Raw genomic sequence first — 24,969 nt, 5'->3', positions numbered from 1 at the left:
GAACCAGAAGGCGGGCGATATATGTTGGCGGGCGTCAGTCGATCAGAGGATTGCGGCCCATCAGAGCCTCGATCAGCGACCGCTCGTCGCTATCCTCCATCAACTCCTCGATGGGGCGCATGAACGCAGTGGATGGGAAGCCGGTCGCAAGGCCGACCGCATCCGCCACCGCGCGGCGAAGGGCCTTATCGTTCTCGCCCTGGGCCGCCTGCTGAACCAGACGCGCCGGAATTTCGGTGATCGAGCCGTAGACCCCGCCGCCGGTCGCCGCCGGGTTCGACATCACCGACCAGGCATCGCGAACCAGGGGAATGCCGCCGACGACAGCGCCCACCGTTTCACCCAAGACCCAGGTGAAGATCTTCTCGCGCTCCAGCTCGTCGTCATCGTCACCGGCCGCCATGGCGGCATAGAGCAGCCCCATCATGGCTGTCTCGGCCACATAGATCAGCATCAGGTTCGTCGCCATGTCGGCGGTCGCGCCAAACCGCTGCGCTACCGTCTCGCCCGCGCGGATGTCCCGCACACCCTGCCGGGCCGTGAGATATCCGCGGTTGAATTTGGCGATCATGTAGCCTTGCAGGGTGGTGAACAGCTTGATCCATTCGATCTGGCGCGCGTTCTCCGACACGGTGCCGCGCGAGATTGCCGACCTGTCCGGCATGGCGCCACTATCCTGCGCACGCGCTACCATGCGATCGGCAAAGGCGATGGCCCTGCCCTCGTCTCCATCGAACTTGCGCAGGCCGTTGCGATAGCCGGCAAGCCAGGTCGGAACGTCCACAGCATAGAATTGCACCTTGGTCAGCGGCGCAAAGCCCGCGCGGGCAAGAACCTCTGCCCCTTTCGCCACCCGGCCGCGCAACGGGCTGGTGATCATGGCGTCATTGGCAAAGTCGTTGATGTCCTTGTCAAAGGTGGTTTGGCGCCGGCGCATGAACTCTGACTTCGCCATGACCTCGCGCGAGGTTTCCGCGGGATGCTTCAGGTAATCTGCGAAGGCGCGGGCCATCTTGCGCTTGCCGACGGTCGCGGCCGACTGCGCCACCCCGGTGATCTGGAGCGCCGCCGTCTTCATGTTCAGCGCCAGCCGCGACAACGTGAAATTGTTCTTCACGATGCGGGCGAACATGTTGAGCGGATCGGTATGGACGATTGGACCCTGCGCCACATCCTTGAGCCAGAGGTTCATCATGTCGAGGTCGTTCTTGCGGCCCGCATCCATAAATGCCTGGGCGACCAGCGGGTGATTCAGCACGCGATAGGAATTATCCACCGCCTCGGACAGCGCGATGTCGCGGATCACGTCCCGCAAGTGCGTGAACGCCACGTCCATGTCGAGGTTGAGTGTCCGTCCGTTGCCGGTCTTCTTGCGATCAATGGTGTGACCGTGCTTCGTCTGCGCCTTCGCGAACCGGCCGGCCGACATGAACTTGTCGAGCTCAGTTCGAGCGTCCAGGGCCGCTGCATGGCCATATCCGGCATCATACTTGATCGGGTAATAGCCGCCCTTGTAGGTGCCGAACTTCGTCGCGACCTGCCGGACCTCGACCCGGCCGGGCTTCACCCCGGTGCGGCGCTGCGTCACAGCCTCGATCTGCGGCCAGTAACTGCCGATCAGATCCCACATCGATTGCACGAAATCCCAATCTCGCTGGTCCAGCACGTCTAGAACGGCATCGAGGTCAGCGCGCGTCATGCGCTGGTCGGCGTGCGCATCCGGCGCCAGCAGGCGAGCAAGATTGTCCTCGTTCCCCGTGTTCAGGGCGACCGCGATGGCCTTCCACTTCGACCACATGAAGCGCGTGCCGTTGATGTGCCGCTCGACCTTCATGTCGCGGATGTCCTTGGCCGAGTAAACCTTGAACAGATCGGACAGCCTTTCCGACAACTCGCGGTTCATCTCGTCCACGCGCACATAACCGGCGTCGATATCCTCCTTGATGGCCTGATAGGCGGCGCCGAACTCGTCGCCTCCATCCATGTCGACCAGAACGGTATCGGCGGTCAGCACCAGGTCGAGGAGATAGCGGCCGCGGCTTTCCTGCTTGATGCGGCCCGTGCCAATGTTCGTCGCGATGGCGTCGGCCACGGCAGTCGCCGTCGCGGCCAGATCCCGCTGCTTGCGGGCGCTGACCAACTTCTGCTTGAACCGGCCGAGATGATCGAGGTTCGCCACCGTGTCGAGCAAACCCCGGAACTCGTCTAGCGACAGCCGCGAATAGTGGACCCGGCGCGCATCGTCCATCATGCGCGGATCGATCATCAGCTCGGCCTCGCGGCCCTCGGCAATCATGCGGTCCACGAACTCGCGCAGCCGTTCTGTCTTGGCCACCTGCCCAGGCGAACGGCGGCGGAAATCGTAGCGGTCAAGCAAGTCGTCGATCTGCTCGATATAGCCGCCTTCCAGCTTCTCGCGCACCGACTTCTTGCCATAAGCCTGCATCTTCTCGCGGGCCTTGCCCACCTCGGCCTCGGCCTCGCGCGACAGATCGAACAGCGCGGCATTGAGGATCTGCTGTTCCTTGGCCTGCAAGGCCGACGCCAGGGCTGACGCATCGCCCCTGGCGACCTTGGCAAAGGCGCGCTCGGCCTCGCGCCCCGCGCGCCGCTCGGCAGCCAGGAAGCGAGCCGGAGCCGATGCTTCGCGCACCGTCATGCGGCCAAGCATCATCCGGGCGCGCTGGCGATACAGCGTCGCGGTCATACTGCGCGTATCGCGCCCGAGCTGCGCCGCGATCTGCCGTGCCTCGGCGACGTTCTTCTGCGCCTGCTGCTCGTTGTGGATCGCGTCCACCGCCTCTTGTTCTATGGTGCCGTCCGTCATCGGGTCGCCATATCGCTCCAGCATGATCCGGTCGGTTTCGGCATTGATGGCATCGATCCTCTTGGTGGTGTTCTGGAGAATTTGCACCATCTCGACTGCGCCGGCAAAGCCGAACATCTCGGCAGCCACCCCGGTCGAAAGCCCATCATCGGCATAGATCGCACGCTTGCCGCCGAAACGCTCGCGCGAAAGCTCGGCCAGGACGCCGGGGCCGAACTGCTCCACCAGATCCTTGCGAGAAATCCGCACGTCGGGCGCGGGCTGCTCACCGTCCAGCGTGAGGATGCGGCCGTTGGCCATGGCCTCGATCAGCCGATATTGCGGCAAGGCATTGGTCCGAGCCTCAACCTCGGCGCGCAGCTGTTTGCGCTCGGCCTTCCACCAGGATTCCTTTTCCCGGCGAACCTTTGCCATGGTCTTTTCCAGCAGCATCGCCTCGGCTTGCTCTTTCGAGCGTCGGGCGAGCCGCTGATAGGTGTTCCAGTCGGTTTCCGACATCCCCGGCGGCCGGTCGCGGAACAGCGGGTCTGCCGCGGTTTCCGCGCGAGCCTGCGCAATCTCGGCATCCGTAGCCAGCATCCGGTCGAACACCTCGCGAATCTCGGGCGAAAGCTTCACGTTCAGGCCGGCTATCGAGCGATAGATGCGCGTCAGCCACGCCTTGATGCGGGCGAACACGTCGGCCAGCGCCAGAGACGGCGCCTCACCCTCCATCACATAAGCCTCAAAAGACCGGGCGAAAAGCTCGTGCTGCTCGGTGGTAAAGGCTGCGCCCTCCTCTGCACCGAGATAGGCCCGCACCGCCGCCATATCGTCACGCAACGCCTGCGGCGCATCGTCCGCCCGGGCCAGCGCGTCCGAAGTTTCCAGGAAGAAGTGCCCCGCCTCATGCAAGAACGTCGACAGGTCGGCCGTCTCGAACAGGTTGATGACGGTCTGCGCACCATCCGGGCCACCGGCGGGGAAGACGATGGAGCCGCGGCGGGTCTGGAAAAGAGGGGGGGCGCCTGACGGCAGCGCATTGATTTGAGCGACCGCAGTTGCTACATTGAAACCGGGAGCGGAACCCATGGCAGGCTTGGCCCCGACCTGCTCCTGATCGGAGACTTCCGCCTTAGCGTCTCTCCAGGCTATCGGGGCCATCTCGAACCCTTCCAGCGCATAGAGCTTTTCGGACCCACTTCCGTCATCGTTCAGCACCATGCGAACGATGATGCTTTGCCCGTCCAGATCAGCCAGCGCCACGGCATAGGCGCGTTGGGGCGTGTCAGCATTGTAGACCACAGCCGATTGCAACAAATCCGGGATCGCACCGGCCAGGCGCAAGCGCCCCTCGGGGAATGAACCAGAGAAAATCTTGCGCGTCGCCCGGCTTATCGTGACGGATTCGCCGCTGGCGGTTCGATACTCGCCCTTGGCATCGGACAACTTTGCAAGTGCGCTTTTCCGGTCATCCGCGCGGGCCGTATCGGGTATGGCCACGGCTCGCAGCGTCATATCGCCGTTCATGGATGCCAGCGCAGCACGGCCGCCCTTGTCGTGGGAACTCTGGAAAAGAGTGCGGAGGTCGGCAGGCGGTCGGACCATGGTTTCGCGGGTGCCGAAATCCTTGTTTCGACCCTTGTTTTCGACGAATCCGAACCGCTTGTAGAACTCCCGCAGGCGGGCGACCGATCCGCCGAAATCAGCAGAAGGGGTCAGGGCGATTACCTGCCCCGATGCGTCGGCATGGTCAGCAACGGCTTGCATGACGCGGGATCCTGCCCCGCTGCCGCGTTCGCCGGAAACAATACGACTGATGGTGATGTATCCGTTGCGCTCCGACACAGCCAGGTCGACCCCAAGGCTAGAAGCCATCGCCTCGATCTCGCCCATGCGCGCCGATTGCCAGAAAGTGTCACCCGCCCCCTCCTCCAGCGCCGCTGCAATCTCGTCGTTGCTCATCGTCGCCGGATCGAGGCCACGCGCCTGCAACTCTGCATTCAGCGCCGCGCGCGCCGGGTCCGGGCCCTCGCCGGGCAGGTATCGCATGCGGCCGCCGGCCTCCTCGCGCAGCGCCTCCAGCAGCGCCGCGCCCAGATCGGCAGCCTCGGCATCGTTCAGCCCCTGGACCTCGCCCATCAGCTCAGGGAAATAACCAGCCTCGACCGCCTTGCGGCCAAGCTCGTCGAGCGGCAGCCCGCGCCCCTGCACCGGCACCATCCCAGGCATGGTGCCCTGCGCCTGGCGTTCGCTGATCTGGGCCGCCGTTTCGGCCACAAGCCCTTTCACCTCAAGCGCGGCAACGTCGCCCCCCGCGTCCTGAACGCCACCCTCGTCGATGACGAATTGCGTCAGACTGCGCCCCGTCTTCTCCTTTCGGCCCGACCGCAGGTCGTTGAGCATGACGTCCAGAGCGCCGCGGCGCCGCGGCAGCGCCCCGCCATCCGGACCCTGAATGCGAACCCCGAACCTCTGCGCCAGATCCAGGGCGTCGTCGCCCACCCTTTCGGCCATGGTGCGGAAGAACGCGGACATGACCCGCGCCTCCTTGTCGGCAACGTCGGTTGTCCGGCCGGCCTCGCGAAGCTGGGAATAGAAGCCGTCGTAGACCTGCTGATCGGACGACCTGGCAGCGTCTTCGGCGCGCATCTCGGCCAGCTGTTGCTCGTAAGCCTCGGCGGCCTCCTCGGGCACCAGATCGGCGAACGCCTGAGCCTCTGCGATCGATAGCTCGTCGGCGTCCATCGTGGCGTTTTCGCGCACCCAAGCCTCGGCATCGGTTCCGGACAGGTAGGCGGCGAAATTGGAAAGCGGGATTGCCACCCGCCCGCCGCTGATTTCCATCTCGGCGAACGTGTCGAGGTCCACGCCCCACTGTTCCGCCATAGCGCCGTCAAATGCCACATCGCGGGCTTGGAAGAACTCGCGCAAGCCCTGCGCTGGGACATAGATCATCTGGTCGCCGGCGCCGGCGCGGTCCAAGGCGGCCTTGAAGGATTCGGGGGACCGCTCGCGAACCCGCGAAGCCTGCGCTTGCTGCGACACTCGGTCCAGGGCGTCGGCCGTGCGACCAGAAGTCCCGGCCCGCTCCGCGTCGCGCTCGGCGGCGATGGTGTTGGCGGCGTTCACCGTGCCTAAGGCCCCGCCGGACACAGCCCCGGCCATGCCGGCGTTGAACCATTTTAGCAGCGTCTCGTCGTTTAGCTCCACCTCCGCGCCGCCGCCCATCTGCACGGCGTAATCCTTGATGATTTCCTGCCCCGCCTCGTTGATAAACTCCTCGATCACGTCGGTGGTGACTTCGCGCCCGAGCCTCTTTGCCCAGCCCTCGGCCACCTGCTGGAGAACCTCGCCCGAGGCGCCCCGGAACGGCCGCGCGGCAGGGCCGAGAAGTTCGAGCCCGGCATAGGGAACGGCGCCAGCAACAGCTGCGCCAACCGCGCCAGTGTCAAACGGGTCTTGCCCCGCCGTGATCTGCTCGGCCCGGATGTCGCCCACGCCCATGCCATAACCGGCGCCGATGGCTCCGGCGGGACCAGCGGCCACGGACGCCGCGAGGGTGGTCAGCAGAAAAGGGCCCGCCTGACCGAGGTTGAACCCGGCCCAATCCATGAACCCTTTCACATCATCGACGTCGGTAAAGTTCGGGACGCGCCCTTGCGTCTCGCGCATCTGATCCTGATAGGAGCGAACCCTCTCAGACAGCGCCCCCATCAACTCCTTGTTCGACTGAACCGCCGCGATGGTCCGGTCCACATACCACTTGCGCTTGTCAGCATCGCCCGCGACGAAATCAGCCACCATGGCCGCGGTGGGCGACATGGGGTCGAGCCCAAGCTGTTCGGCGATCTGAAAGCGGGGCGTTGACGGGTCGATATCCTTCGCCCGGTCGAAGGCGTCGAGCCGCTGCAACATGGTCGCCTGCGCCCCGGCAATCGGGACGGTGGCGGCGGCCACGCCCATCTGCTTGGCGCCGGTGACGCCGGTTCGGAACCCGCGTCCGACCTGGCTATCGTTCAGACTGCCGCCGACTGCATCGCCATAGAGGTCGAGCCCCGGCTTGAGGTTGCGCTCGAACCAGGACAGGTTTTCCAAGTCGTCCTTGGCCAGCGCCGCATTCACCGGATCGGAGCGCAACCAGTCGGAAAGCTTCGGAGCCTCGGCCAGCGCGGCGGCGGCGCGCTGTTGCTCCAGCCGATCCTTGAACAGCTGAGGGAATGCCATGACCTGCCCCGCCGGGACGCCAAGCTCCTTGGCCGTGGCCAGCCCATCGGCGGCTTGATCCGGCTGCAATGGGTCGAGACGAACCCGCGCCGCGGTGCGCGCCGCTTCCTGCTGTTTCAGCTGGTCGAAATAGGCGTCGAAAGGTCCGGCCATGATGTCCTCGCTTCTGTCGCCAGCAGGCTAGGAAGCGAGGAGCGGTCGATATATGGCGGCGGTCAGCGGGCCTGTGCCCAGGCAAGACCCTCCACCACTTCTTGCGGCGTCGGCGCGCGCCCAAGGGCGGCCTCGAATTCCTGCACGAAAGTCTCGATCACCTCGGGATCGACGGCTTCGCCTGCAATTTTGAGACTTCCGTCCACGATGTCGCCAGGGGTCACGCCATCGAAATCGATATCGAAAGCGCGTCCATTCACCGAGTTGAACAGCCCGGGCGGGTCGATGACCACGGGCAAGAGCATGGCATTTGCCTGCTCGCGGATTTCCAGATGCGTCGGCATGCGCCCGCCGTTCTGTGCCTGAAACGACTGCGACCACCGAAGCAAACCTTCCTGCAACTTGGCCACCTGCTGGGCACCGGACTTCTTCTTGTCATCGATACCAGCCGAGACAAGCAGATCCTTGGTGACGGTGTTTATGGTGGAGATGGTCGCCGCCGAGGATGGGTTGGTTTCGCCTTTCGTGATTTCTGCCTGCTTCTGGACGAACGCCTTGAAGTCCGTGTCGCTCAGGCGATTGCGCCATTCCAGCGGGTCGCGCGCCGCGAAGCTGCGGGGATCGGTCGCCGCCTCCCTGGTCAGTTCAACGAACAACTCAGCGTCGGTTTCCGGGCGCTGACCGGAGCGGACCTTGTTTTGATACTCGATCAGGGACGACATGCCGGACATTCCAAACAGTGCTTTATCCTCCGGCCCGAGCTGGTTGACGTCCAATCCCCGGTTGATCATGTCGAATGCAGTCTGGATGGCACCATCCTGACGCGCCTTCGCCTCAGCGGCGATCTGGCCAGACACCGCTTGGTAGCCCTGCATCGCCGCCGCGCGTTCGTCCGGGTCAGAAATCTGGATAATGTCCCAGATTGCGCTGCGCTGCTGATCACCACCTGTTGCCACTGGCGCTGCCTGCCCGCCCATCTTCTTTTCAGCCCACCCGACGAAATCCGCGACTGTCATTCCTTCAAGGAATCGGTTGGCTGCTATGACACCCTGCCCGACGATATCGGCAACAGACGCACCCATGGGGGCGGTCAGCACCTTCAACGCGCCACCGGCCCCGAGGAAATGCGCCGCGTAAAGCGTGCCATTGGTGATCGCCACGCCGCCCCGGATAAGGGCGCGGGCGTTCTCCTCGGTGAAAGCGCGCATGGCGCGCTCTTGCTGTGCGGGATCGGTCCTGCCGTCGGCGGTAAGGCCAAGGTCCGGGCGACGTTTCCTCAAGCCGTCCCAAGTGCTCTGGATGAACTGATACCTGCCGGTGGCGGTCGAGTTCGGGTTCTTCGCGGCATCGTTGCCGCCGGATTCGGCTCCGCGCGCAGCCTCGTAATAATCCTGCCGGATTTCAACGCCCATTGAGCGCAGCGCAGCGTCCATTCCGCCCTGATACCCCCGGCGCCGCTTTACCTCTGGCACCAGCCGACCCTCCAGACTGGCCACCGCACCCGCCGCCATGCTGTCCCGATGGGCGTTGAGATACTGCAATGCCTGTTCCGGGTTCACAGCTTCCAAGCGCGACACGATACCGGCGTGCATGTCCGATTCCGCCGCTTTCAGGGCGACCTCGGTTTGCTCAGGCGACCAGCCATTCCGATTCGCCTGGTCTTGAACCTCGGCTCGGGTAATGCTCAGCGACCGGGGGAGATTGGCGGGGTCGATGATAGCGTCATCAATCGCAGACTGGACACGCGCCTTGGACTGACCGTCGAGGTAGGTAAGTCGCTCGCGCCCCGCGTGCTGGTCGATACCGAGGAGAGCGGAATCGAGCCGGCCTTGCATAACGCGGCTGGCCATGTCTCGCGATGCTTGGTTCAGCCCGGAAAGGCGTTCGTCAAAGGCCTTTTGCAGCGTCTCGGCAGCCTGCTGGCGCATCTGCAAGGCATCGCCGCCCTGGGCATAGAGATAGCCGCGCTCCGGGTCATAGAGCGTTTCCCTGACGGTCTTTGCGAACGCAGTATCCGCCGCCTTCGCGTCGGCCTGATCCACGTCGGCCTGCCACTGGTCGAACATCTGCCCGACATCGGCGAGCCCTTGCGCGACCTGCCCGAAACCGGACTGACGCGCCGCCACGCCCACGGGGCGCTGCGCCTGCACCACCTCGCGGCGCTCATATTGCGGAACCTTCATTGCCATCACGCATACCTCGGAGTTGCACGGTCACGCGCCCATTGGCTGTATTTCTCGCCCACCTTGGCGCCGGTCGACAGGATCGTGCTGGCTGCGCCCCAGCGCCCCTGCGACAAGGCATTGGCGCCCTCGGTGCGGCTGTTGGCCGCCATCTGGGAATAGTTGCCCGCCTGGTTGCGGAAGTTCTGCCGGATGGCGAAAGCGTCGTCCTCGATGGCGGCCTTGGTGTCGTCGAGCAGTTCGATGGCCGAGGCCGAGCTGACATCGACGCCGTTCGCCGCCATTGCGACGCGCTGCTGCGCCAGAACGGCCGCCCCGGCCCGGCGCTGGCGTTCGGATTCGTCCTCGCCCTGGCGCAGCGATTCGCGCGCGGCGGCTTCCTGCTGGCGCGCCGTCGCCTCGGCTGCGGCCTGAGCCGCCCTGCCCGACTGGATCGAGGAATATGCGCCGACGACGCCGGAGCCGACGGAGAACAGCGAGCCCAGGCTGCTGAACAGGCCGCCCCCCCCGGACGAAGTGGCGGCGGTCAGTGCGGCGGTCAGCGGATCAAGGCACATCAGTTCATCTCCATCTCGAAATGCAGGAAGCGATGCCCCCGCAACACCACCGTCTTTTCCGCGTCGAACCGGAACCCGATCCACCGAAGCCAGCGCCGCGCCACCAGGTTCTCCTCGGCCACCAGGTTCCAGAGCCGGCGGAAATCCTGCCCCAGCCACTCCACCCCGACCCGCGACCCCGCCACGAACTCGCGCCGCACCTGCGGCCGGTCCACGGCGCGCGTTGCCAGCGCCCAGGGAAAGCCGGTATCGGACATCGCCGTTGCCGCCTTCACCCCGAAGATACAGACCAGATCGCCATCCATGTATGCTGCGCGGCACCGTCGGGATTGCGCCACCAGCCGCAGCAGGTCATGGCGGGCGTCGCCGGTGCCCATGCAATCCAGCTCCAGGCGGTCGATGGGGCGCAGGCGCGGCAGCAGGGCGTCGACCACATCGGCGGTGATGGGCGCGACCGTTACCGCCATGTCAGTTCCTGCCGATGCTGAGTTCGACCGAGATGGCAAGCACCGTCATGGGCAGCGGATAGTCTTGGCGCAGGGCCACCGTGCCGTCCCGGTTCCATTGCGCCGGCACGGTCAGCTCGTGCATGCCTGTCCAGAGCGGGATTTCTTCGGCCAGATCGCCGCCCGTCTGCACCAACTCGCTTTCGCGCCCGTCCTCTGTCACCACCTTTATGCCGCGCGTGTTCTCCATCTGGATGCGCACCGCACTGACGCTGTGCGGGCGGCCACGCGACGCGCCGACATCATCGAACTGGATGGCCGGTGGCAAGGTTTCTATCTCAGCCGTGAACGGCAGGCCGACATGCACCTTGCTGGCCGGGTGCGGCAACGTGACCGCGCCGCCCGTGACCGTCAGGCCGGTTATCACGTCGCCATCGGCCAGCGCCGCCACCACGCGCCCTTCCAGATGGTCGAGGCCCGTAATCGTCGCCGTCGCCGGCCCGGCATAGGTGATGCCGCAATCCACGAAGAAGGCATCGGATGCGGTGGCGAAATCCCGGTCGTCGAAGCGCTCGACATAGCGCCGCTGCTGGCCGTCGATAAGGCGGCGCACGATCAGATAGGTGGCGTCGTTGGCCCCCTCGGGAACGCAGGCCACACTCTCGACGGCACCGTCGATGTCCATGTCCGTCCAGCCCCAGACCTGATGTTCGCGCTTGTAGGTCAGCGCCAGCAGCCTGCCGTCGTCCAGAGCAACCCAGATGATGGACCAGGGGTTCTTAGCCATGGCCCAGCTGACGATGCGGCGACCCTTAAGGAAGTGAGAGGCGAAAATGGTCAGGTCATTGCCGGAATAGCCGTCGCTTTCATAGGTGTAGCGCAGATCGCGCACGCCCCGACCAGATCGGTCGATGAAAAGGACCGTGTCGTCGGCCACCAACGGCTTGACCGGCGCGCTGCCGACATAGCCGTGCTGGGTGACGATGGGGTTCAGCGCATCGAATCCACCGTCCGGGCCGGTCACCGAGAACTCGCCGGCACTGGTGAACACCAGCAGCTCACGGAGCTGGAGCATGGCTCGGATGCGGTTCAGTTGCTCTCCGGCCATGTCGAACTCTGCCCGGTCGGAGGAGGTCATGTTCTGCGACCGCGTGAAGTTCAGGTAATCTGCGACGCGCGACATCCAGATCGTCTCGGGCTGATTGTCTGACGCCCCAAATGCGAGCCGTTGCTGATAGATCGAGACGATGGACGGGTATTTTCCAGGCCCGTCGAACAGGGTCACGGGCCGGGGAGGCGTGACGGTGCTGTCAGGCGAGATATTGTCATCCCGAAACTCGGTGTTCTCGGTGAAGCCGATATATCCGGCAACGCCATTTTGCATCCTGTAGACCCGGTATTCGCTCGCACCCGTGACGGCCGTGAAAAAGATGCGGTTCTGCGCTCCTTGCTCCGCCAGGTCTTGGGCGTTTTCAACAATGCCAACGCCAGAGGTGAAACTCTCGACGCCATCGACGATGGCAGTGACCCTATAGCGATAGGTCATACCGCCCGATCCGCCGCTGGTGACAGACGTGATGCTCGGACTCGGCACCGTGGGATTGATCGGCACGGTTGCGATGGTCCAGTCGGTATCGCTGTTGCGCATGATGCGGCGCGGGGCCACCTCTCGGTGCGCGGCAAAGATCACATCCACCGATTGCACCGCATCCAGCGCCTGGGCCTGATCTGCGGTCCAGGGCGTCGCGATGGTGTAATCCACACCGCCGGACTGGAGCCGCGCGCCGTTCTTCACGAACCCCATCTCGTTCTGGCCCATGATCAGGATCGACGCGTCATCCGTCTCTCGCACGAAGGGCAGCAGCCGGTGGCGATATGCGCTGTCCATGACCTCGCAGATGAAGCGCAGGCCGGGGCGATTGCTGATGCCCCCATGGGCGTGGACGAAGCAGTTGCGGCCCTTGCGCAGCGCTGTGTCGTAGCGCGCCAGATCGATTCGGCCCCAGAGCGCCGGACCAAGGACGCCCGAGGCAAATGACGGTTGGATGCGAGCGGCGGGCATCAGAGGCCCCTCACGGTCAGTTGCATGGGATAGAAGGTCTGCTCGGTGGACGGCCGGCTGTTGAAGTCCATCGTCATCGCCTGGTTCAGCAACTCCTCGGCCTCGCGCTTGGCGCCCGTGACCTTGGCGGCGTCACGGGTGATCGGCATCGCTATGGCGGCGGCCAGATGCGCGGCAAGGGCATCGGCGAAGCCAGCGGAAAATATGGTCGGATCGGTCACATCGCGGGTGTATTCGATCACGGCGTCGGGAACATCGGAATAGATCGAATCCGCCGTCGACTCGCGCAGCGTGTCGGGCGATTGTCCCATCTGCATCGCCATGCGCGCCGCGGTGACATCGTTGACCCAGCGTATCGCCGCCATGTGTCCGGGCCGGGAATAGCGATATGACCACGCGCCGGCCCGGTCGTTCAGCGTCTCCTCGACCAGCTTTTCGCGGCGCGAGGCAAAGACCCAGGGCCAGCGTTCCAGCAACGACCGGCGGATGCGGTCATAGTGCAGCTTGCACTGCACCGCCTCGGGTGAGGTTTCCTCGAATGCCGTGATGGTACTGGACCCCAGGTATGTGGTCAGCGCGACATTGCAAATGGCGATGGCAGATTGCATCGGGGGCTCCGGTTATCGCGGGTCGATCCACAGCCCCGCCGCCTGGAGGGCGATCACGGCGGCGGCATAGTTCATGGCGAGGATGATGAGCATGGGAAGGTTCCTCATGGCGGCGCCCAGCCCCATTACAGGACCGGGCGGACGATCAGTCGGCGTTCAGTCTCTCGGTGACGCGCTCGATCATCGTCTCGCGCTTCATCGCGTGGTGGGGCTTCTCGCCCAGCACCGTCTCGTAATGCGCGCGCAACTCGTCGTCGGTCATGGCGTCCATGCCTTTCGCCGTGGGCGCCAGCTCCGGCTCGGGGCCGCCGCCCGTCGCCTCGCGGACCTCGGCCGGGGTCGCCTCGCGCATCCAGCGTTCGGAGAACAGGCCCGCCTCGATGCGAAACGGGCCCTCCTCGGGGGCGTGCCAAAGCCGGTCGGGCGACTGCCCCCGCGACTTGGCCACGACCCACATCTTGCGCTCATCAGCCATTGGTCTGGAGCCCCGCAGCGATGCCAGCCGTGATCTTGCCCGCAGTGGGCGTGCCGACCACGACGTAGTTCAGCCGCATGTAGCGCTGATCCGCGCCGAACGGGATGACCGGCACGGGGAACTTGTAGCCCGCCTTGAGATCGGCGACCGGGATGGCGGGCGAGGACGCGACGACCTTCGAGCTGGCGAAACTGTTGGCCGCCGCGACCTGCACCTGCACCGTGACGCTGGTGCCGTCGGCGAAGTCCTCGACCACCTGGACCAGCAGCGGGATGTCGTAGTTGCCGCCGATGTCGCGGGTCAACTTGACCGGGGACAGCACGGGCTGCGCCGTATCGCCCAGGTCGATGTGATTCGTCGAAACGGCCGTGGCGGTCAGGGCCTGCGCGTCCGAGAACAGGTTCTGTGCGTCGAGATGCATGGCATCCTCCATTCGAGATGATGGTGATGCCCGGCCCCAGGGGAGCCGGGCCTGTTCTTACGGGAAGGTGATCGCAGCTTCGGCGTTGCTGATCGCGTCCAGTCGGCGCACCGGCATGTCGCCCCACATGGTGACGCGCTCGCCGGCGACTTCCTCGACGCGCAGCTGGACGTTCTTCTTGTTCAGGGCCTGCTTGCGCAGGAACTTCGCCACGGTGCGGCCGACATAGATGACGGTCTTGCCCTCGACCAGGTTGCCCTTGCTGTCGATGCCGACGCGGCTCGCCGTGTCGATCATCTCCTCGGCGTCGATCATCAGGTCGAGCAGGTCGGCGCCGGTCGCAGCGTCCTTGGTCAGCGCCGACACGTCGATGTTGCAGATCCGCGCGTTGCCGCGCCAGTCGCCCACCGACAGGCCCATGTCCCATTTCAGGTGGTCGACCAGGGCGCGGAACTTGCCGCTGCCATCCTGCGCATCCCAGAGCTGGGCGCCCATGTCCTTGTGAGACAGGCCGGCCGCCGAGCCTTTGGGATAGAGCAGCGTGGTAGCGCGAGGCCCCCAGGTCACGAACCAGATCGAAGTGTTGTCGGAACCCGTGCCGCCGGCATTGATCAGCTGGCGGCCCGAAGCCACGGCGGGATCGTCGTAACGCACGTCCAGACCCATGAACCCGTCGGGAGTCACGGCGGTCGAGCCATAGATCATGTTGCGGGCCATGAACTGGTTGAAGCCTTCGATATGGCCCGACATCTCGGAGGCACGGAAAGCCGCCTCGTTGCCGTTCAGCCTGGCCAGCGCCTCGTCCACGACCGAGAACTCCTCGACCATGCCGGTGGTGTCCACGACCTTGGCGGTGGTGGTCTTGCCCTGCTTGACGCCCGCGTTATAGCGGCGGAACGCCGGTTCGGGGATGCCCGTGCGGATGACGTGCTGGTGCTTGGTGCCGTCGTTGCACTCGGTGAACACCGCATCCTTGAGGATAGGGTTCGATTTCTCGGCAAGCTCGATGATGTTGGCGATCTTGCCGTCCGGGTCGGTGCGCGACAGAATATCGACAAGGCCCGGATTCTTCACGTTCAGCTCGGCCATGGGTTAGTCCTTTCCGTTGCCGTTGCCATAGAGTGCGTCGGCGAAACTGCGACGCGTCGAAGTGCCTGTCTGTCCGGTGACGACGGCGGTATCCGCCACCATCTGCCCCACCTTCCAGAAGGCGCGCACAACGTCCGGGTGGCTTCCCAGCCCCGTTTCGTCGAGCATCTTGCGGAGTTCGAGCGATCCGACCGCCTCCAGGCCCTTCACGGCCGTGGCGACATTGGCGTCGTATTTCTCGCCTCCGAACTCAGCATCCTTGCGCAGGTCGCCGGCCCAGGCATCCAGCTGGGCATTTCGCTGCTCCAGCATCTGTTTCTGGGCATCTCCCGCGACACGCGCCTGCCGCATCGCCGCTTCGGTCAGTGCCTCGCGCGCCGTGGCGTTCGGATTGGCCTTGAGCCAGGCGTCCATGTCGCCGGCGAAGGCGTCGAAATCGGCCTGGAACGCCTCGGCTCCTTCCGGCGCGGCAAGCGAGAAGGCTTCTTCGCCCGCCTCTGCGTCGCCGGCCTTTTCGGCATCCTTGCCCTCGGCGGCCTCTTGCTCGGCGGCCGCATCCGCAGTCGCGGCGGCATCCGTCACATTGGCGTCGGCCCCTTCGGTGGCGGCCGCCGCGGTGGCTTCGGCGGATTCGGTCGAGGCATTGGCTTCCTCACTCATCAGCTGTTTCCTTCTCGGCTTGCTGTTCTGCGGCGAGCTGGATGCGATCCATCAGCTCGGCGTGTTCGATCTGCATGGCGGCGAAGGTGCGCACGTCATGCGGGAAGATGCGCTCGTTCAGGATCATCAGGCCGACCTCGCGCTGACCGGCGCGCAGGCCGTCCAGGTCGGTCCCGAGGTGCGTCTGCGCGAACAGGTGGCAGCGTTCGAGGATCGACCACATGACCAGACGGCCCTCGCGGGTGCGCAGCACGGCGTCCCACGCCTGCCGGACCTCCAGCGCCCTGCGCTCGGTCATGATTTCCGCGATCCTCTCGGTCATAGCGCCGCCCCCCGTTGCAGGGCGTCGATACCGTTCAGGTTGGCCTCGCTGAGCAGCTTGGCCGCGCCCGCCATCGGCTCGGCCGCCGCCACCGCCTGGGCTTGCGCCGCGGCGCGCGCCTTGGCCTCGCGGACCTCGCGCAGCTCGTCGGGCGACAGCAGGATGCCGGGCGGGCCGCCGACCTGATCCGCGAATTCGCGCATCATCTGCTCGCCGTCGATCATGTCGATCACGTCGGGCTGGATCTGCGCCAGCGTGCCGGCGAAACCGATGGTCCGTTCGATCGCACCGATCCCGATGGCTTTCTGCGCCTGGGCGAGCAGAGAAATGTATTCGACCTTGATGGGCTGACCCACGATGCCCTCGGGCGCCTCGGGCAGAATGTCGGCGTCCTGCATGTAGGCGAAGGTCGCCTCGATCAGCGGTTGCAGCAGCTCATGGTCCAGGCTTTCCAGAACCGGGCCCAGGGCCATCAGCTTTTCCTCGTGCCGCTCGGCAATCTCGCGCGCGGTGATCTGGCTGCGCCCGTCCAGCGCCAGCGCGGTCATCTGGAACAGATCCTTGTAGAACGCGACCTCGACCCGGCGTTGCGTTTCCTGGATGTCGAGCAGCAAGCCCTGTATGTCCGGCCTGACCTCATAGGCCGGCTTGATGCCGCCGGTGGAAAGATCGGTCGTCGCCATGGCCGTGAATCCGCCGGGCACGTTTTTGAAAAACATGGCGCCCTGCGTCGGCCCGCCGATCAGCGGCGGGTTGTGCATCTTCTGGATCGCGATGGCCTTCTGTTCCTGCGACACTTGCAGCGAGCGAGCGTCGCCGAGGGCGACCATGCCGGGAGACGACGCCGACCAAGCCTCGCCCTCGACCTGTTCCCAGCGCGGCGCCAGAAGCGGCTTGACGCGGTGCCCGCCGATCTGGAGGAACTGCCCGCTGGGGGCATCCTTCTCCCAATAGATCGAGGCCCAAGCCCTGCCGCTGGCCTGCATGGCCTTCGGATCGCCGTCGGCGCGCTTGTCGATCATGTGGCAGATGGTGAAGGTCTGGTAGTATTCGCCCGTGTCCCAGGCGCGCCTGACAGGCTGCGACACGGCGTCCAGCCCCCAGGTTTCGACGATGCCGCGCACCGGCATCTTGATTTCTCGGAAAAGCGCGACGACGCGTCCGTTGCCGTCCTCGCCCAGCCGGAATCGCCCGACCTGGAGGTTATGCCCGCGCACCACATCCTCGAAATCCGGCACGATCAGGTTTGCAGCGGTGCCGTAAAGACCGAGGTCGCCATAGGTCGTGTCGAGCATCCGGTAGATGTTCGACCCGCGCATGACCTCATACATCCGGCGCTGGACCTCGTGCAGCCAGTCCTTGACCTCGAACTCGGCTTCGTCGGCGGTCGAGCCGCGCAGGCCCAGCCGGAACCAGGGCCGCGAGGGCGAGGTGACGCCCGACATCAGCCCGGCGCGCAGCGTGCGCAGGGCCATCTGGGCGGTGTTGTCGAGGATGCGCTTGTTGATCGAGGAATCGCTGCGCCGCTCCGTCGCCTCGAACCGCCCGCGCGTCGGCTGGATCGCATCCCGCAACTCGCGGAAATGCGCCCGCCAATAGTCGAACTCCTGGTCCATCGCCCCCAGGCGATAGTCCAGAGTCTTACGCAGTTGCTGGTTGACGACGGCGGGCATGAACTATCAGCCCCCCAAGATCGATTTCTTGCCGTCGGGCGCATAGCTCTGCCCGGCGGTATTGGTCAGGATCGTGCCCTGTCGCCCGGACTTCGACCGCGGCCGCGACGCGGTGTTGAACACCGGCGCCTTGCTGGCCTGGTATTGCGTCGGTTCAGGAACGTCCGGTGCGGTGCACATGATGACCTCTCGATTTCTTCGATGGCATCATGCGAGGCGGGCGGCAGGTGATATATGTTGACCTGCGTCGTAGCGTGACTGAGCTTTTCTTCGTCGAATGCTGTGCTATGTGGGCGATAGGGCGGAGGTCGCGGCATGGCGCTATTCATCGTTGGCGGATCGAACTCGATTTTCAGGGACGGATGGGTGGCGAAGCTCCCCGGCGCACGCAACCTGTCCGTGGGGGCGAACACCACCCTCTGCGGCATCTTCCGCTGCCTGCTGGATGATGGACCAAAGGGTGGCGATACAATCATTTGGGAGTATGGCGTCAACGAAATTGTCCACGGCAGGGCGCTCTACGCTGCGGAAACGATCCTCCGAAATCTAGAGCATTTTCTTCGGTTGGCTCACTGCCGGGATTGGAAAGTCCTACCGCTGATGCTCATACCTAGGGATGAGGAACGCGACGGACTTCCCGCCTATTATCATTCTGCCTTGCAGTTATTTAGGCACTATGGATTGACCGTTGTAGACGCCAATGCCGCTTTCCGTCAGAAGTTGGGGCGTATTCCGGCTGCATTCTACAAGGACCCGGTCCACTATCGCCTTGATCCCGAAGTCACGGGTCGGATCGGCCGCATGGCATTAGATCATCTGGATCTTGCTACCTGCCCGGTTGACGCTTCACCCATACAGGCCGAAGGGACTATTGAGCTTGTTAAGCTTCGCTACTCGTCCATCTTCATGAACTCAATCATGTCGGTTCCCATGATCTCCATGCCGATCCGCTTGCGGATGGACGGAAGGGGCGTAATCCGATCCATCGTGGCCTTATGCAGGCCCGGAATTTCATCTGGCATCCGCGTCCGCCTCCTTCGGAATGGGAAAGCCTTAGCCGATGCAAGAATATCGACCACCTGCCGAGTAGATAAGACTTTGCTCAAAGCGTTGAGCATGGACAGCCTTGGCGACTGGTCATTTCAGACCGGCGACACCCTATCGCTCCGCTATATCAACACAGGCGGCCTGATGTATGCGGAACAGGGGCTTAGAAAGCGGGTTCAGGACGCCATCATCCCTGATCTTGACACCCTTGCGGGAGTGCTTGTCGAGCGTCGCTAAATCCCTTGTCTAGCCTTGCGCCGCGCAAGCATGCCGCCTCCTGTCAGGGGTTATACCGTGTTTCCGGCGAAGTCGGTCCAGGCCGTGCCGTTCCAGACGATCATCAGGCCGAGGGTCGCGTCGAAATATACCTCGGCCACAGTTGGGCTGATCGGTCGCTCCGCTGTGGTTCCGCTCTTGATGATCAGCGCCTCCGCTTTCACCCGCCCCAGAGCCGTGTCGAACATATATTTCCCGCTCTGCCCCGAGCGGCGCTCAGAGCCATAGGACAGGAGCATATCGGACCGGCCATTCGCGCCGAGACGCACAGGCACCTGCTGGGCGGTCGGAAATGCGGTGGAGGTGGAAGACATCCCCCAATAGAGGGCAACGTTCGCACTTTCAGGAGGGAGTATCGGGTCCAGATAAGCCAGGGCGCTGCGGTTGTTCTCGGGATAGACCGTGTGCTTTCCCCTCAAGTCTCCGACCATAGTTCCACCGACGCCGATAATTGCCCCGTATCGCGGCGAGCGAGTAGCCTGTGACAAGAACCCGTCGAACGTCACGCCATTGACGAACCCGAGAACTGCGGCGCAGGCCGTGCCTCCGAAGTTGTTATGCGCAACGGCAGATCCATGCAGCTTGGCGTTGTTGAAGCGGACGGTCGATGCGTTCCCTAAGATCAGCGGAATGCTGGAATTGAAATGGTTGCCGGTGCTTTCGAGGCGGAGATTGCTGAAGCCGACATTGTCGGTGCGCGCCGCTCCGCTGGTTTCAGGGTATTTGTCGATAAGCATCAGCGGAGAGAACGCCAGCAGCGCGTCCGTCACATCCGTTTCGGGGGCATGAGCTACCTCAATTGACCTGCCCCCCGGAAGTTCCCTCGCTGTGATGTAGAGTCTGCCCAACCTGAGAAGGAGCAGACGACATGAGGAAAAGCCGGTTCACCGAGGCGCAGATTATCGGGATGATCAAGGAGCAGGAGGCGGGTTTGCCGACTTCCGAGCTTTGCCGGAAGCACGGGTTGAGCCCCGCGACGTTCTACAAGCTCAAGGCGAAGTATGGCGGGATGGACCTGTCGGACGCCAAGCGGCTGAAGCAGCTCGAGGACGAGAACGCGAAGCTGAAGCGCCTTCTGGCCGATGCCATGCTGGACAACGTGGTTCTGAAGGATCTCTTGGGAAAGCCCTGACGACACCGGTGCAACGGCGGGACGCGGTGCTGCGGGCGATGAAGGATCATCCGATCTCTCAGCGTCGGGCCTGTGTCCTGATCGGTGTCGATCCGAAGACGGTGCGGCGTGACAGGCCACCCGACAACCCGGAAATCCGTGAGGAGATGCACAAGATTGCCGAGAAGCGCCGGCGGTTCGGCTACCGGCGCGTGGGCATCCTGCTGGAGCGCAAGGGCATGATCATGAACGAGAAGAAGCTCTATCGCATCTACCGGGAAGAGGGCCTGTCGGTGCGCCGCAGGCGTGGCCGCAAGAGGGCACGAGGTAGCCGGACGCCAATACCAGCGCCGTTGAGGCCAAACCAGCGGTGGTCGTTAGACTTCCTGTCCGACACGTTCGGGGCCTGCCGCAAGTTCCGCATTCTGGCTGTGAACGACGATTGCTGCCGCGAGAACCTGGCGTTGATCGCTGACACGAGCATCTCTGGGGCTCGGGTGGCACGGGAACTGGATGCGCTGGTCAGGATTTACGGCAAGCCCGCTTGCATCGTCAGCGACAACGGAACCGAGTTCACCAGCAAGGCCATCCTGAAATGGGCCAACGCGAACGGCGTCGAATGGCACTACATCGACCCGGGCAAGCCGCAGCAGAATGGCTACATCGAAAGCTTCAACGGCAGCCTGCGCGACGAATGCCTGAACGAGGAAATCTTCGACAGCCTGGCTGATGCCCGCCGCAAACTGGCCCTCTGGCGCTACGACTACAACAACGTCAGGCCCCATTCCTCGCTGGGCAACAAGACCCCGTCCGACGCGCGCCGAGCGCTTGAGCAATCTGAGGGCTCCGCGCCCGGCGCGCTTGCCACACCCGAAACCAACCAATATCAACCCCAAGGACTCTCGTTATGAACGAGGGACGACCGGGGGGCAGGTCAGATCGCATCGTGCGCGCCAAGACGAACATCATCATCTGCACCCGAGCCAAGCCGGTCATGCAGAGCGGATTCGGCAGCAAGACCAAGAATGCCCGCAAGACCAAGACCCGCCGCGAGGACGTGCCGTGGGACCCGGCCAGCGACGGCGATCTGATGTTCGAGATGACGACGATGGTCATTCTCGACCCGTCGGCGCCCGGCTGCCCGGTCCACCAGATCAAGGTCGCGGACCAGTTCAAGACGCTGCTGGACCCGCGGCGCCCCATGGGCGTGGATACCGGGCGGTCCATGGCCGAGTGGGCCAAGGGCCAGGGCGACGCGCAGCGGCAGAAAGAGATCCTCGATCACGCCCGCGAGAAGGCGCGCGAAGGAACGGCCCGCTTTACGGACTGGTGGCGCTCAGAAGAAGGCATTGCCGCCCGGTCGGTAGCGCGAACGATCATCGACGAGTTGAAGGCGCTGGCCGAGACTGCGGATCGCGATGCCACCGCCTCCGAGGACGATCCGTTCGGCGGCGCTGTCCATGGCGACGATGACGGTCTGACCGCTGACCAGCGCGCCGAGATGGAGGCCGCAGAGGCCGCGTTCCGCGCAGCGCAATCCGAAACCGCCTGAACCCTGCCGCCGCGTCTCTGATCGCCGGGCGCGGTCCACTCCCCGGCTGGCCTGTTCGCCATCGCCAGCCGGGGCTTTTCCAGAGAGGAAACCGACATGACCGATGACACCCCATACACCATCGCAGCCGGAGAGCTTCGCCAGTTCATCGAGCAATACGAGCAGCTTGAGGCGGAAAAGAAGGACGTGGCCGAGCAGCAGAAAGAGCTGATGGCCGAGGCGAAGGGGCGCGGCTACGACACCGCCGCCATGCGCAAGATCATCGCCCTTCGCAAGCGCGACAAGGACGATATCGCGGAAGAAGAGGCGATCCTTGAAATGTACAAATCTGCGCTGGGGATGTGACCATGACCCATGACAGAACCGTAGGGGCGGCCATCGACACGGCAGAACTGGAACGGCTTGACGGCATCCTGCGCGACCCGCTTTCCGGGTTGACCTGGGACAACCGCATCATGGCGGCTGACGCGATCCGCGAAGTCCTCGCCCACCGCAAGGCAGAGGCGTGGCGGCCTATAGAGACGGCGCCCCATGAAATGCTGGTGGTCCTCGGCTGGTATGAGGGCGACGTTTGGAAGCAGGAAATCGCCCTTGCGTCTGCTGGAAACCGCTACCCGAACGGATATAGCGACCGCTGGCAGCATGGCCGGGCATCCCACTGGCGCCCCTTGCCCGCGCCTCCCACCACCCCCGAAGCCGAAGGAGGCTGCGATGATTGACGCACCCGACCGTATCTGGGCTATGCCGGACAAGCGGCTCATGTGGACCGAGGAAGATAAAGGGCATGAGTCCGCTACGCCCTACATCCGCGCCGACCTCTGCGCCTCGGGCCAGCAGGTGCGGGCGCTGAACCGCGCTGTTGGTGAAGACCGCAAGGCCTGGTGGACGCTGCCGGTTGGCGATCCCGCGACCGTTTCGGGATGGAAGGCCCGCGCCGAGGAAGCAGAAGCCGCCCTTGAAGCCCGTGACCGCGAGAAGGTGCGGGAGGGGATGCAAAGGGCGGTCGACCTATATCCGCAAGGCATCGCTGCCATACTCGCCGCCATGGAGAAGGAGGGCGGGGAATGACCCATCACGACAAAGCGCGGGAACTGGTGACGAAGCTGCGCGGCATCTGTGTCAGCGCCATCCGAGCGAATTATGCGGTCCTCGGAGCGTCCCCGCTGATCACCGCCAACGAGGCCATTCATGAAGCCGCCGACATCATCACCGCGCAGGCCGAGGAAAACCGGAGGCTGCGGGATGCGCTGCGCGGCATGGTCGGCCTTTATGAAAGCGACGGGGGAACGCGCAGCCTGCCGGAAGTTGTCGCCGCTCGCTCCGCCCTGTCCAGCACGGGGGAGAAGGGGTGATGTGGGGCGCCATGACAATCAGGATGGTCGAGGCCGGGACAGAGATTGAGAACCCGGACGGATCGCGACACATCGTCACCGACAACAACGCAGTCTCCAATGGGCGCACGCTATATATCACGGAGCGGCTTTTCGATGAAATAAAGGCGCGTTCCGCCCGCCGCACCGATCAAGGGGAGAAGGGGTGATGGCGCATCCAGACGACTACCAATACTATCTGAACTGCGGCTGCGAGGACGTGTCTCATTGCCTCGGCTTCCAGTCTATGCCTGATGGCTACGCCCTGATGCTGGACGCCGATCAGATGTATTTCTTCTGGATGGAAAAGGCGACGGGTCGAGAAAGCTCCATCCACCACGACAGATGGGCGGTTCGCAGAGGCGCAATTTCAGACGCCGCCCGCCGCGCCGGACAGGGAGGCGGGGATGAGTGACCTTCCTGCGGTCCCGATGACCGATGATGTTGTAGACCGGATCGCCGCAGAAATCGGCATCCAAGTGGCCTATCACATTGAGACGATGTATCCGGCTGCGGCAAAGGCCGTCGCTTGGAACAGTTGCAAGCGGTCCATTCAGGGCGTGGTTCGCAATGCCGTGGCGAGCGCGGGCAGGGCTGCCGAAGAAGGCCGGGCAGATCAATGGATCAAGGATAGCAGAGCGCACCGTCGCCGCCTGAATGAACTGCGGCGGATAGGTGATGCTGTTGCCCGCACAGAACAGAGGGAGGCGTAGATGGGGAGGCCATACACCCCCGACATGCTGGCCGAGCGCTGGGGCGTCTCGGGTGAGACGGTGCGCCATCTGATCCGAACGGGCAAGTTGCCGGCTTTCCGCGTCGGTCGCATGCTGCGGATCACGCATGATACTGTGGAGGCTTACGAATGCGGGATTATCGGATCGGCCGTCTCAAAGGACGATTCGTCGTCATCTGGAACGACGATGATGGAGGCAGACGGCGTTATCGCCTTGAGGCACACACGGCAAAGGAAGCCGAGCGTGAAGCGCGTGACCTGATTCTAAAAGCCAATGCGCCCAAGGCCGGGGTGCTGGTTTCGGAGATATGGGAAGCCTACACCCGCGAGGTTGAGGGCCGGCGGCAAGCCGCGAAGATGCGGCAGGTCGGCAAGAACGTCCTGCCAGACTTCGGCCACCTGTCGGCCAGCCAGATCACCGCCGAGGACTGCCGCAGTTTCATCGCCAAGCGCCGCCGGGCAGGCCGCAAGGATGGCACGATCAGGACCGACCTTGGTTGCCTGCGCACCAGCCTGTCATGGGCAGCGAAAAGCCGCCTGATCGAGGCCGCCCCGCGCATCGAATTGCCGCACACCCCGCAGCCTCGGGACCGCTACCTGACGCGCGATGAGGTTGAGAGGCTATTGGCCGCAGCGTCCGCGCCGCACATTCGTCTGGCGATTCTGCTGATGGTCACCACCGCCGGCCGGATCGGCGCGCTTCTGGATCTGACATGGGATCGGGTGGACCTCGCGCGCCGGGTGATCAAGCTGGCGCCGAACGACCTGGGGCCACGGAAGGGCCGGGCCACGGTGCCGATCAACGATAGCCTGATGGCGGCCCTGCAAACCGCGAAGCTATCGGGCGTCTCGGACTATGTCATTGAATGGGGCGGGCGAAAGGTCGGATCGATCAAGACCGGATTCAACGCCGCCGTGGCGCGGGCCGGGATCGCCCATTGCACCCGCCACGACCTGCGCAGGACTGCGGGCCGGTTCATGGCCGAGGCGGGGGTTCCTATCGAGGAAATCGCGGAATACCTGGGGCACTCGAACCCGAACATCACGCGGGCAACCTATGCCCGATTCAGCCCCCAGCACCTGCGGAAAGCGGCTGGCGCCCTTGAGATTCGACCTGTCGTTTCGGTTCGACAAACCAAAGGGCATACCCCTAATTGAAATGGAACCGTCAGTATGGCTGTGATATTATTTGATAAAA

26 protein-coding genes are annotated in these 24,969 nt (G+C 64.2%); 12 read left to right on the top strand and 14 right to left on the bottom strand.

Going from position 1 to position 24,969, the window contains the following annotated elements; translation table 11 throughout:
- Positions 1-34: 34 nt before the first annotated feature.
- The 13 genes from E3U26_RS12425 to E3U26_RS12365 form a co-directional block, all read right to left on the bottom strand.
- Positions 35-7,186 carry a hypothetical protein gene (locus tag E3U26_RS12425; protein WP_499104996.1) on the bottom strand — a complete coding sequence of 2,384 codons (7,152 nt, stop codon included), beginning with the start codon at positions 7,184-7,186 and terminating at the stop codon, positions 35-37.
- A 62-nt stretch (positions 7,187-7,248) separates the two neighbouring features.
- Positions 7,249-9,375: a hypothetical protein gene (locus E3U26_RS12420; protein ID WP_499104994.1), complete on the bottom strand. Its 2,127-nt coding sequence runs from the start codon at positions 9,373-9,375 to the stop codon at positions 7,249-7,251.
- Positions 9,375-9,926, bottom strand: a complete 552-nt coding sequence (locus tag E3U26_RS12415; protein WP_496414557.1) for a hypothetical protein — start codon at positions 9,924-9,926, stop codon at positions 9,375-9,377. Before E3U26_RS12415 ends, E3U26_RS12420 begins: the two co-directional genes overlap by 1 nt.
- The gene (locus E3U26_RS12410; protein WP_499104993.1) at positions 9,926-10,393 is read right to left on the bottom strand and encodes a hypothetical protein; all 468 of its coding nucleotides are present in this window, start codon (positions 10,391-10,393) and stop codon (positions 9,926-9,928) included. Before E3U26_RS12410 ends, E3U26_RS12415 begins: the two co-directional genes overlap by 1 nt.
- 1 nt (position 10,394) lies before the next feature.
- On the bottom strand, positions 10,395-12,434 hold the full coding sequence (locus E3U26_RS12405) for a phage tail protein (RefSeq protein WP_499104992.1): 2,040 nt from the start codon (positions 12,432-12,434) through the stop codon (positions 10,395-10,397).
- A complete protein-coding gene (locus E3U26_RS12400; protein WP_499104991.1) occupies positions 12,434-13,042 on the bottom strand; it encodes a phage connector family protein in 609 nt (202 codons plus the stop codon). Before E3U26_RS12400 ends, E3U26_RS12405 begins: the two co-directional genes overlap by 1 nt.
- A gap of 145 nt (positions 13,043-13,187) precedes the next feature.
- Positions 13,188-13,517, bottom strand: a complete 330-nt coding sequence (locus tag E3U26_RS12395; RefSeq protein WP_499104989.1) for a hypothetical protein — start codon at positions 13,515-13,517, stop codon at positions 13,188-13,190.
- Positions 13,510-13,938 carry a Bbp16 family capsid cement protein gene (locus tag E3U26_RS12390; RefSeq protein WP_499104988.1) on the bottom strand — a complete coding sequence of 143 codons (429 nt, stop codon included), beginning with the start codon at positions 13,936-13,938 and terminating at the stop codon, positions 13,510-13,512. Before E3U26_RS12390 ends, E3U26_RS12395 begins: the two co-directional genes overlap by 8 nt.
- A gap of 57 nt (positions 13,939-13,995) precedes the next feature.
- Positions 13,996-15,027: a major capsid protein gene (locus E3U26_RS12385; protein WP_499104986.1), complete on the bottom strand. Its 1,032-nt coding sequence runs from the start codon at positions 15,025-15,027 to the stop codon at positions 13,996-13,998.
- Between the two features lie 3 nt (positions 15,028-15,030).
- Entirely contained in the window at positions 15,031-15,687 is a 657-nt protein-coding gene (locus E3U26_RS12380; protein ID WP_499104984.1) for a hypothetical protein, read from the bottom strand.
- On the bottom strand, positions 15,680-16,009 hold the full coding sequence (locus tag E3U26_RS12375; protein ID WP_499104982.1) for a Bbp19 family protein: 330 nt from the start codon (positions 16,007-16,009) through the stop codon (positions 15,680-15,682). Before E3U26_RS12375 ends, E3U26_RS12380 begins: the two co-directional genes overlap by 8 nt.
- A complete protein-coding gene (locus E3U26_RS12370) occupies positions 16,006-17,682 on the bottom strand; it encodes a head-tail connector protein (protein WP_499104981.1) in 1,677 nt (558 codons plus the stop codon). Before E3U26_RS12370 ends, E3U26_RS12375 begins: the two co-directional genes overlap by 4 nt.
- Positions 17,683-17,688: 6 nt before the next feature.
- Complete coding sequence (locus E3U26_RS12365; protein WP_166435549.1) at positions 17,689-17,862, bottom strand: hypothetical protein; 174 nt, start codon at positions 17,860-17,862, stop codon at positions 17,689-17,691.
- Between the two features lie 135 nt (positions 17,863-17,997).
- Here E3U26_RS12365 and E3U26_RS12360 point away from each other — a divergent pair, with 135 nt between their 5' ends.
- Complete coding sequence (locus tag E3U26_RS12360; protein ID WP_499104980.1) at positions 17,998-18,966, top strand: SGNH/GDSL hydrolase family protein; 969 nt, start codon at positions 17,998-18,000, stop codon at positions 18,964-18,966.
- A gap of 50 nt (positions 18,967-19,016) precedes the next feature.
- Here the strand turns inward: E3U26_RS12360 and E3U26_RS12355 are convergent, their stop codons facing one another.
- Positions 19,017-19,775 carry a hypothetical protein gene (locus E3U26_RS12355; protein WP_499104979.1) on the bottom strand — a complete coding sequence of 253 codons (759 nt, stop codon included), beginning with the start codon at positions 19,773-19,775 and terminating at the stop codon, positions 19,017-19,019.
- A gap of 98 nt (positions 19,776-19,873) precedes the next feature.
- Here E3U26_RS12355 and E3U26_RS12350 point away from each other — a divergent pair.
- The 11 genes from E3U26_RS12350 to E3U26_RS12300 all read left to right on the top strand — a co-directional run bounded on the left by E3U26_RS12350 (position 19,874) and on the right by E3U26_RS12300 (position 24,929).
- Positions 19,874-21,027 (top strand): IS3-like element ISPfe1 family transposase gene (locus E3U26_RS12350; RefSeq protein ID WP_114537220.1). Its coding sequence is split into 2 segments (ribosomal slippage): positions 19,874-20,120 and positions 20,120-21,027, totalling 1,155 coding nucleotides; the frame shifts between segments, so codons are not numbered across the junction.
- The gene (locus tag E3U26_RS12345) at positions 21,024-21,668 is read left to right on the top strand and encodes a hypothetical protein (protein WP_499104978.1); all 645 of its coding nucleotides are present in this window, start codon (positions 21,024-21,026) and stop codon (positions 21,666-21,668) included. Before E3U26_RS12350 ends, E3U26_RS12345 begins: the two co-directional genes overlap by 4 nt.
- 96 nt (positions 21,669-21,764) lie before the next feature.
- A complete protein-coding gene (locus E3U26_RS12340) occupies positions 21,765-22,013 on the top strand; it encodes a DUF2312 domain-containing protein (RefSeq protein ID WP_499104977.1) in 249 nt (82 codons plus the stop codon).
- Positions 22,014-22,015: 2 nt separating this feature from the next.
- Positions 22,016-22,387 (top strand): hypothetical protein, encoded by a 372-nt coding sequence (locus tag E3U26_RS12335; RefSeq protein ID WP_499104976.1) that lies wholly within the window; start codon positions 22,016-22,018, stop codon positions 22,385-22,387.
- Positions 22,380-22,736: a hypothetical protein gene (locus E3U26_RS12330; protein WP_499104975.1), complete on the top strand. Its 357-nt coding sequence runs from the start codon at positions 22,380-22,382 to the stop codon at positions 22,734-22,736. The genes E3U26_RS12335 and E3U26_RS12330 overlap by 8 nt, the downstream gene beginning before the upstream one ends.
- A complete protein-coding gene (locus E3U26_RS12325; protein ID WP_499104974.1) occupies positions 22,733-23,020 on the top strand; it encodes a hypothetical protein in 288 nt (95 codons plus the stop codon). The genes E3U26_RS12330 and E3U26_RS12325 overlap by 4 nt, the downstream gene beginning before the upstream one ends.
- On the top strand, positions 23,020-23,208 hold the full coding sequence (locus tag E3U26_RS12320; RefSeq protein WP_499104973.1) for a hypothetical protein: 189 nt from the start codon (positions 23,020-23,022) through the stop codon (positions 23,206-23,208). Before E3U26_RS12325 ends, E3U26_RS12320 begins: the two co-directional genes overlap by 1 nt.
- Positions 23,208-23,453, top strand: a complete 246-nt coding sequence (locus tag E3U26_RS12315; RefSeq protein ID WP_499104972.1) for a hypothetical protein — start codon at positions 23,208-23,210, stop codon at positions 23,451-23,453. Before E3U26_RS12320 ends, E3U26_RS12315 begins: the two co-directional genes overlap by 1 nt.
- The gene (locus tag E3U26_RS12310; RefSeq protein WP_499104971.1) at positions 23,446-23,751 is read left to right on the top strand and encodes a hypothetical protein; all 306 of its coding nucleotides are present in this window, start codon (positions 23,446-23,448) and stop codon (positions 23,749-23,751) included. Before E3U26_RS12315 ends, E3U26_RS12310 begins: the two co-directional genes overlap by 8 nt.
- A complete protein-coding gene (locus tag E3U26_RS12305) occupies positions 23,752-24,033 on the top strand; it encodes a helix-turn-helix domain-containing protein (RefSeq protein WP_499104969.1) in 282 nt (93 codons plus the stop codon).
- Complete coding sequence (locus E3U26_RS12300; protein WP_499105800.1) at positions 23,916-24,929, top strand: tyrosine-type recombinase/integrase; 1,014 nt, start codon at positions 23,916-23,918, stop codon at positions 24,927-24,929. Before E3U26_RS12305 ends, E3U26_RS12300 begins: the two co-directional genes overlap by 118 nt.
- Positions 24,930-24,969: the final 40 nt, after the last annotated feature.

Source organism: Paracoccus ferrooxidans, assembly GCF_029909815.1.
Lineage (GTDB): Bacteria > Pseudomonadota > Alphaproteobacteria > Rhodobacterales > Rhodobacteraceae > Paracoccus > Paracoccus versutus.
The sequence above is the reverse complement of the archived record's forward strand: the minus strand, read 5'-3'. Positions and strand labels throughout refer to the sequence as shown.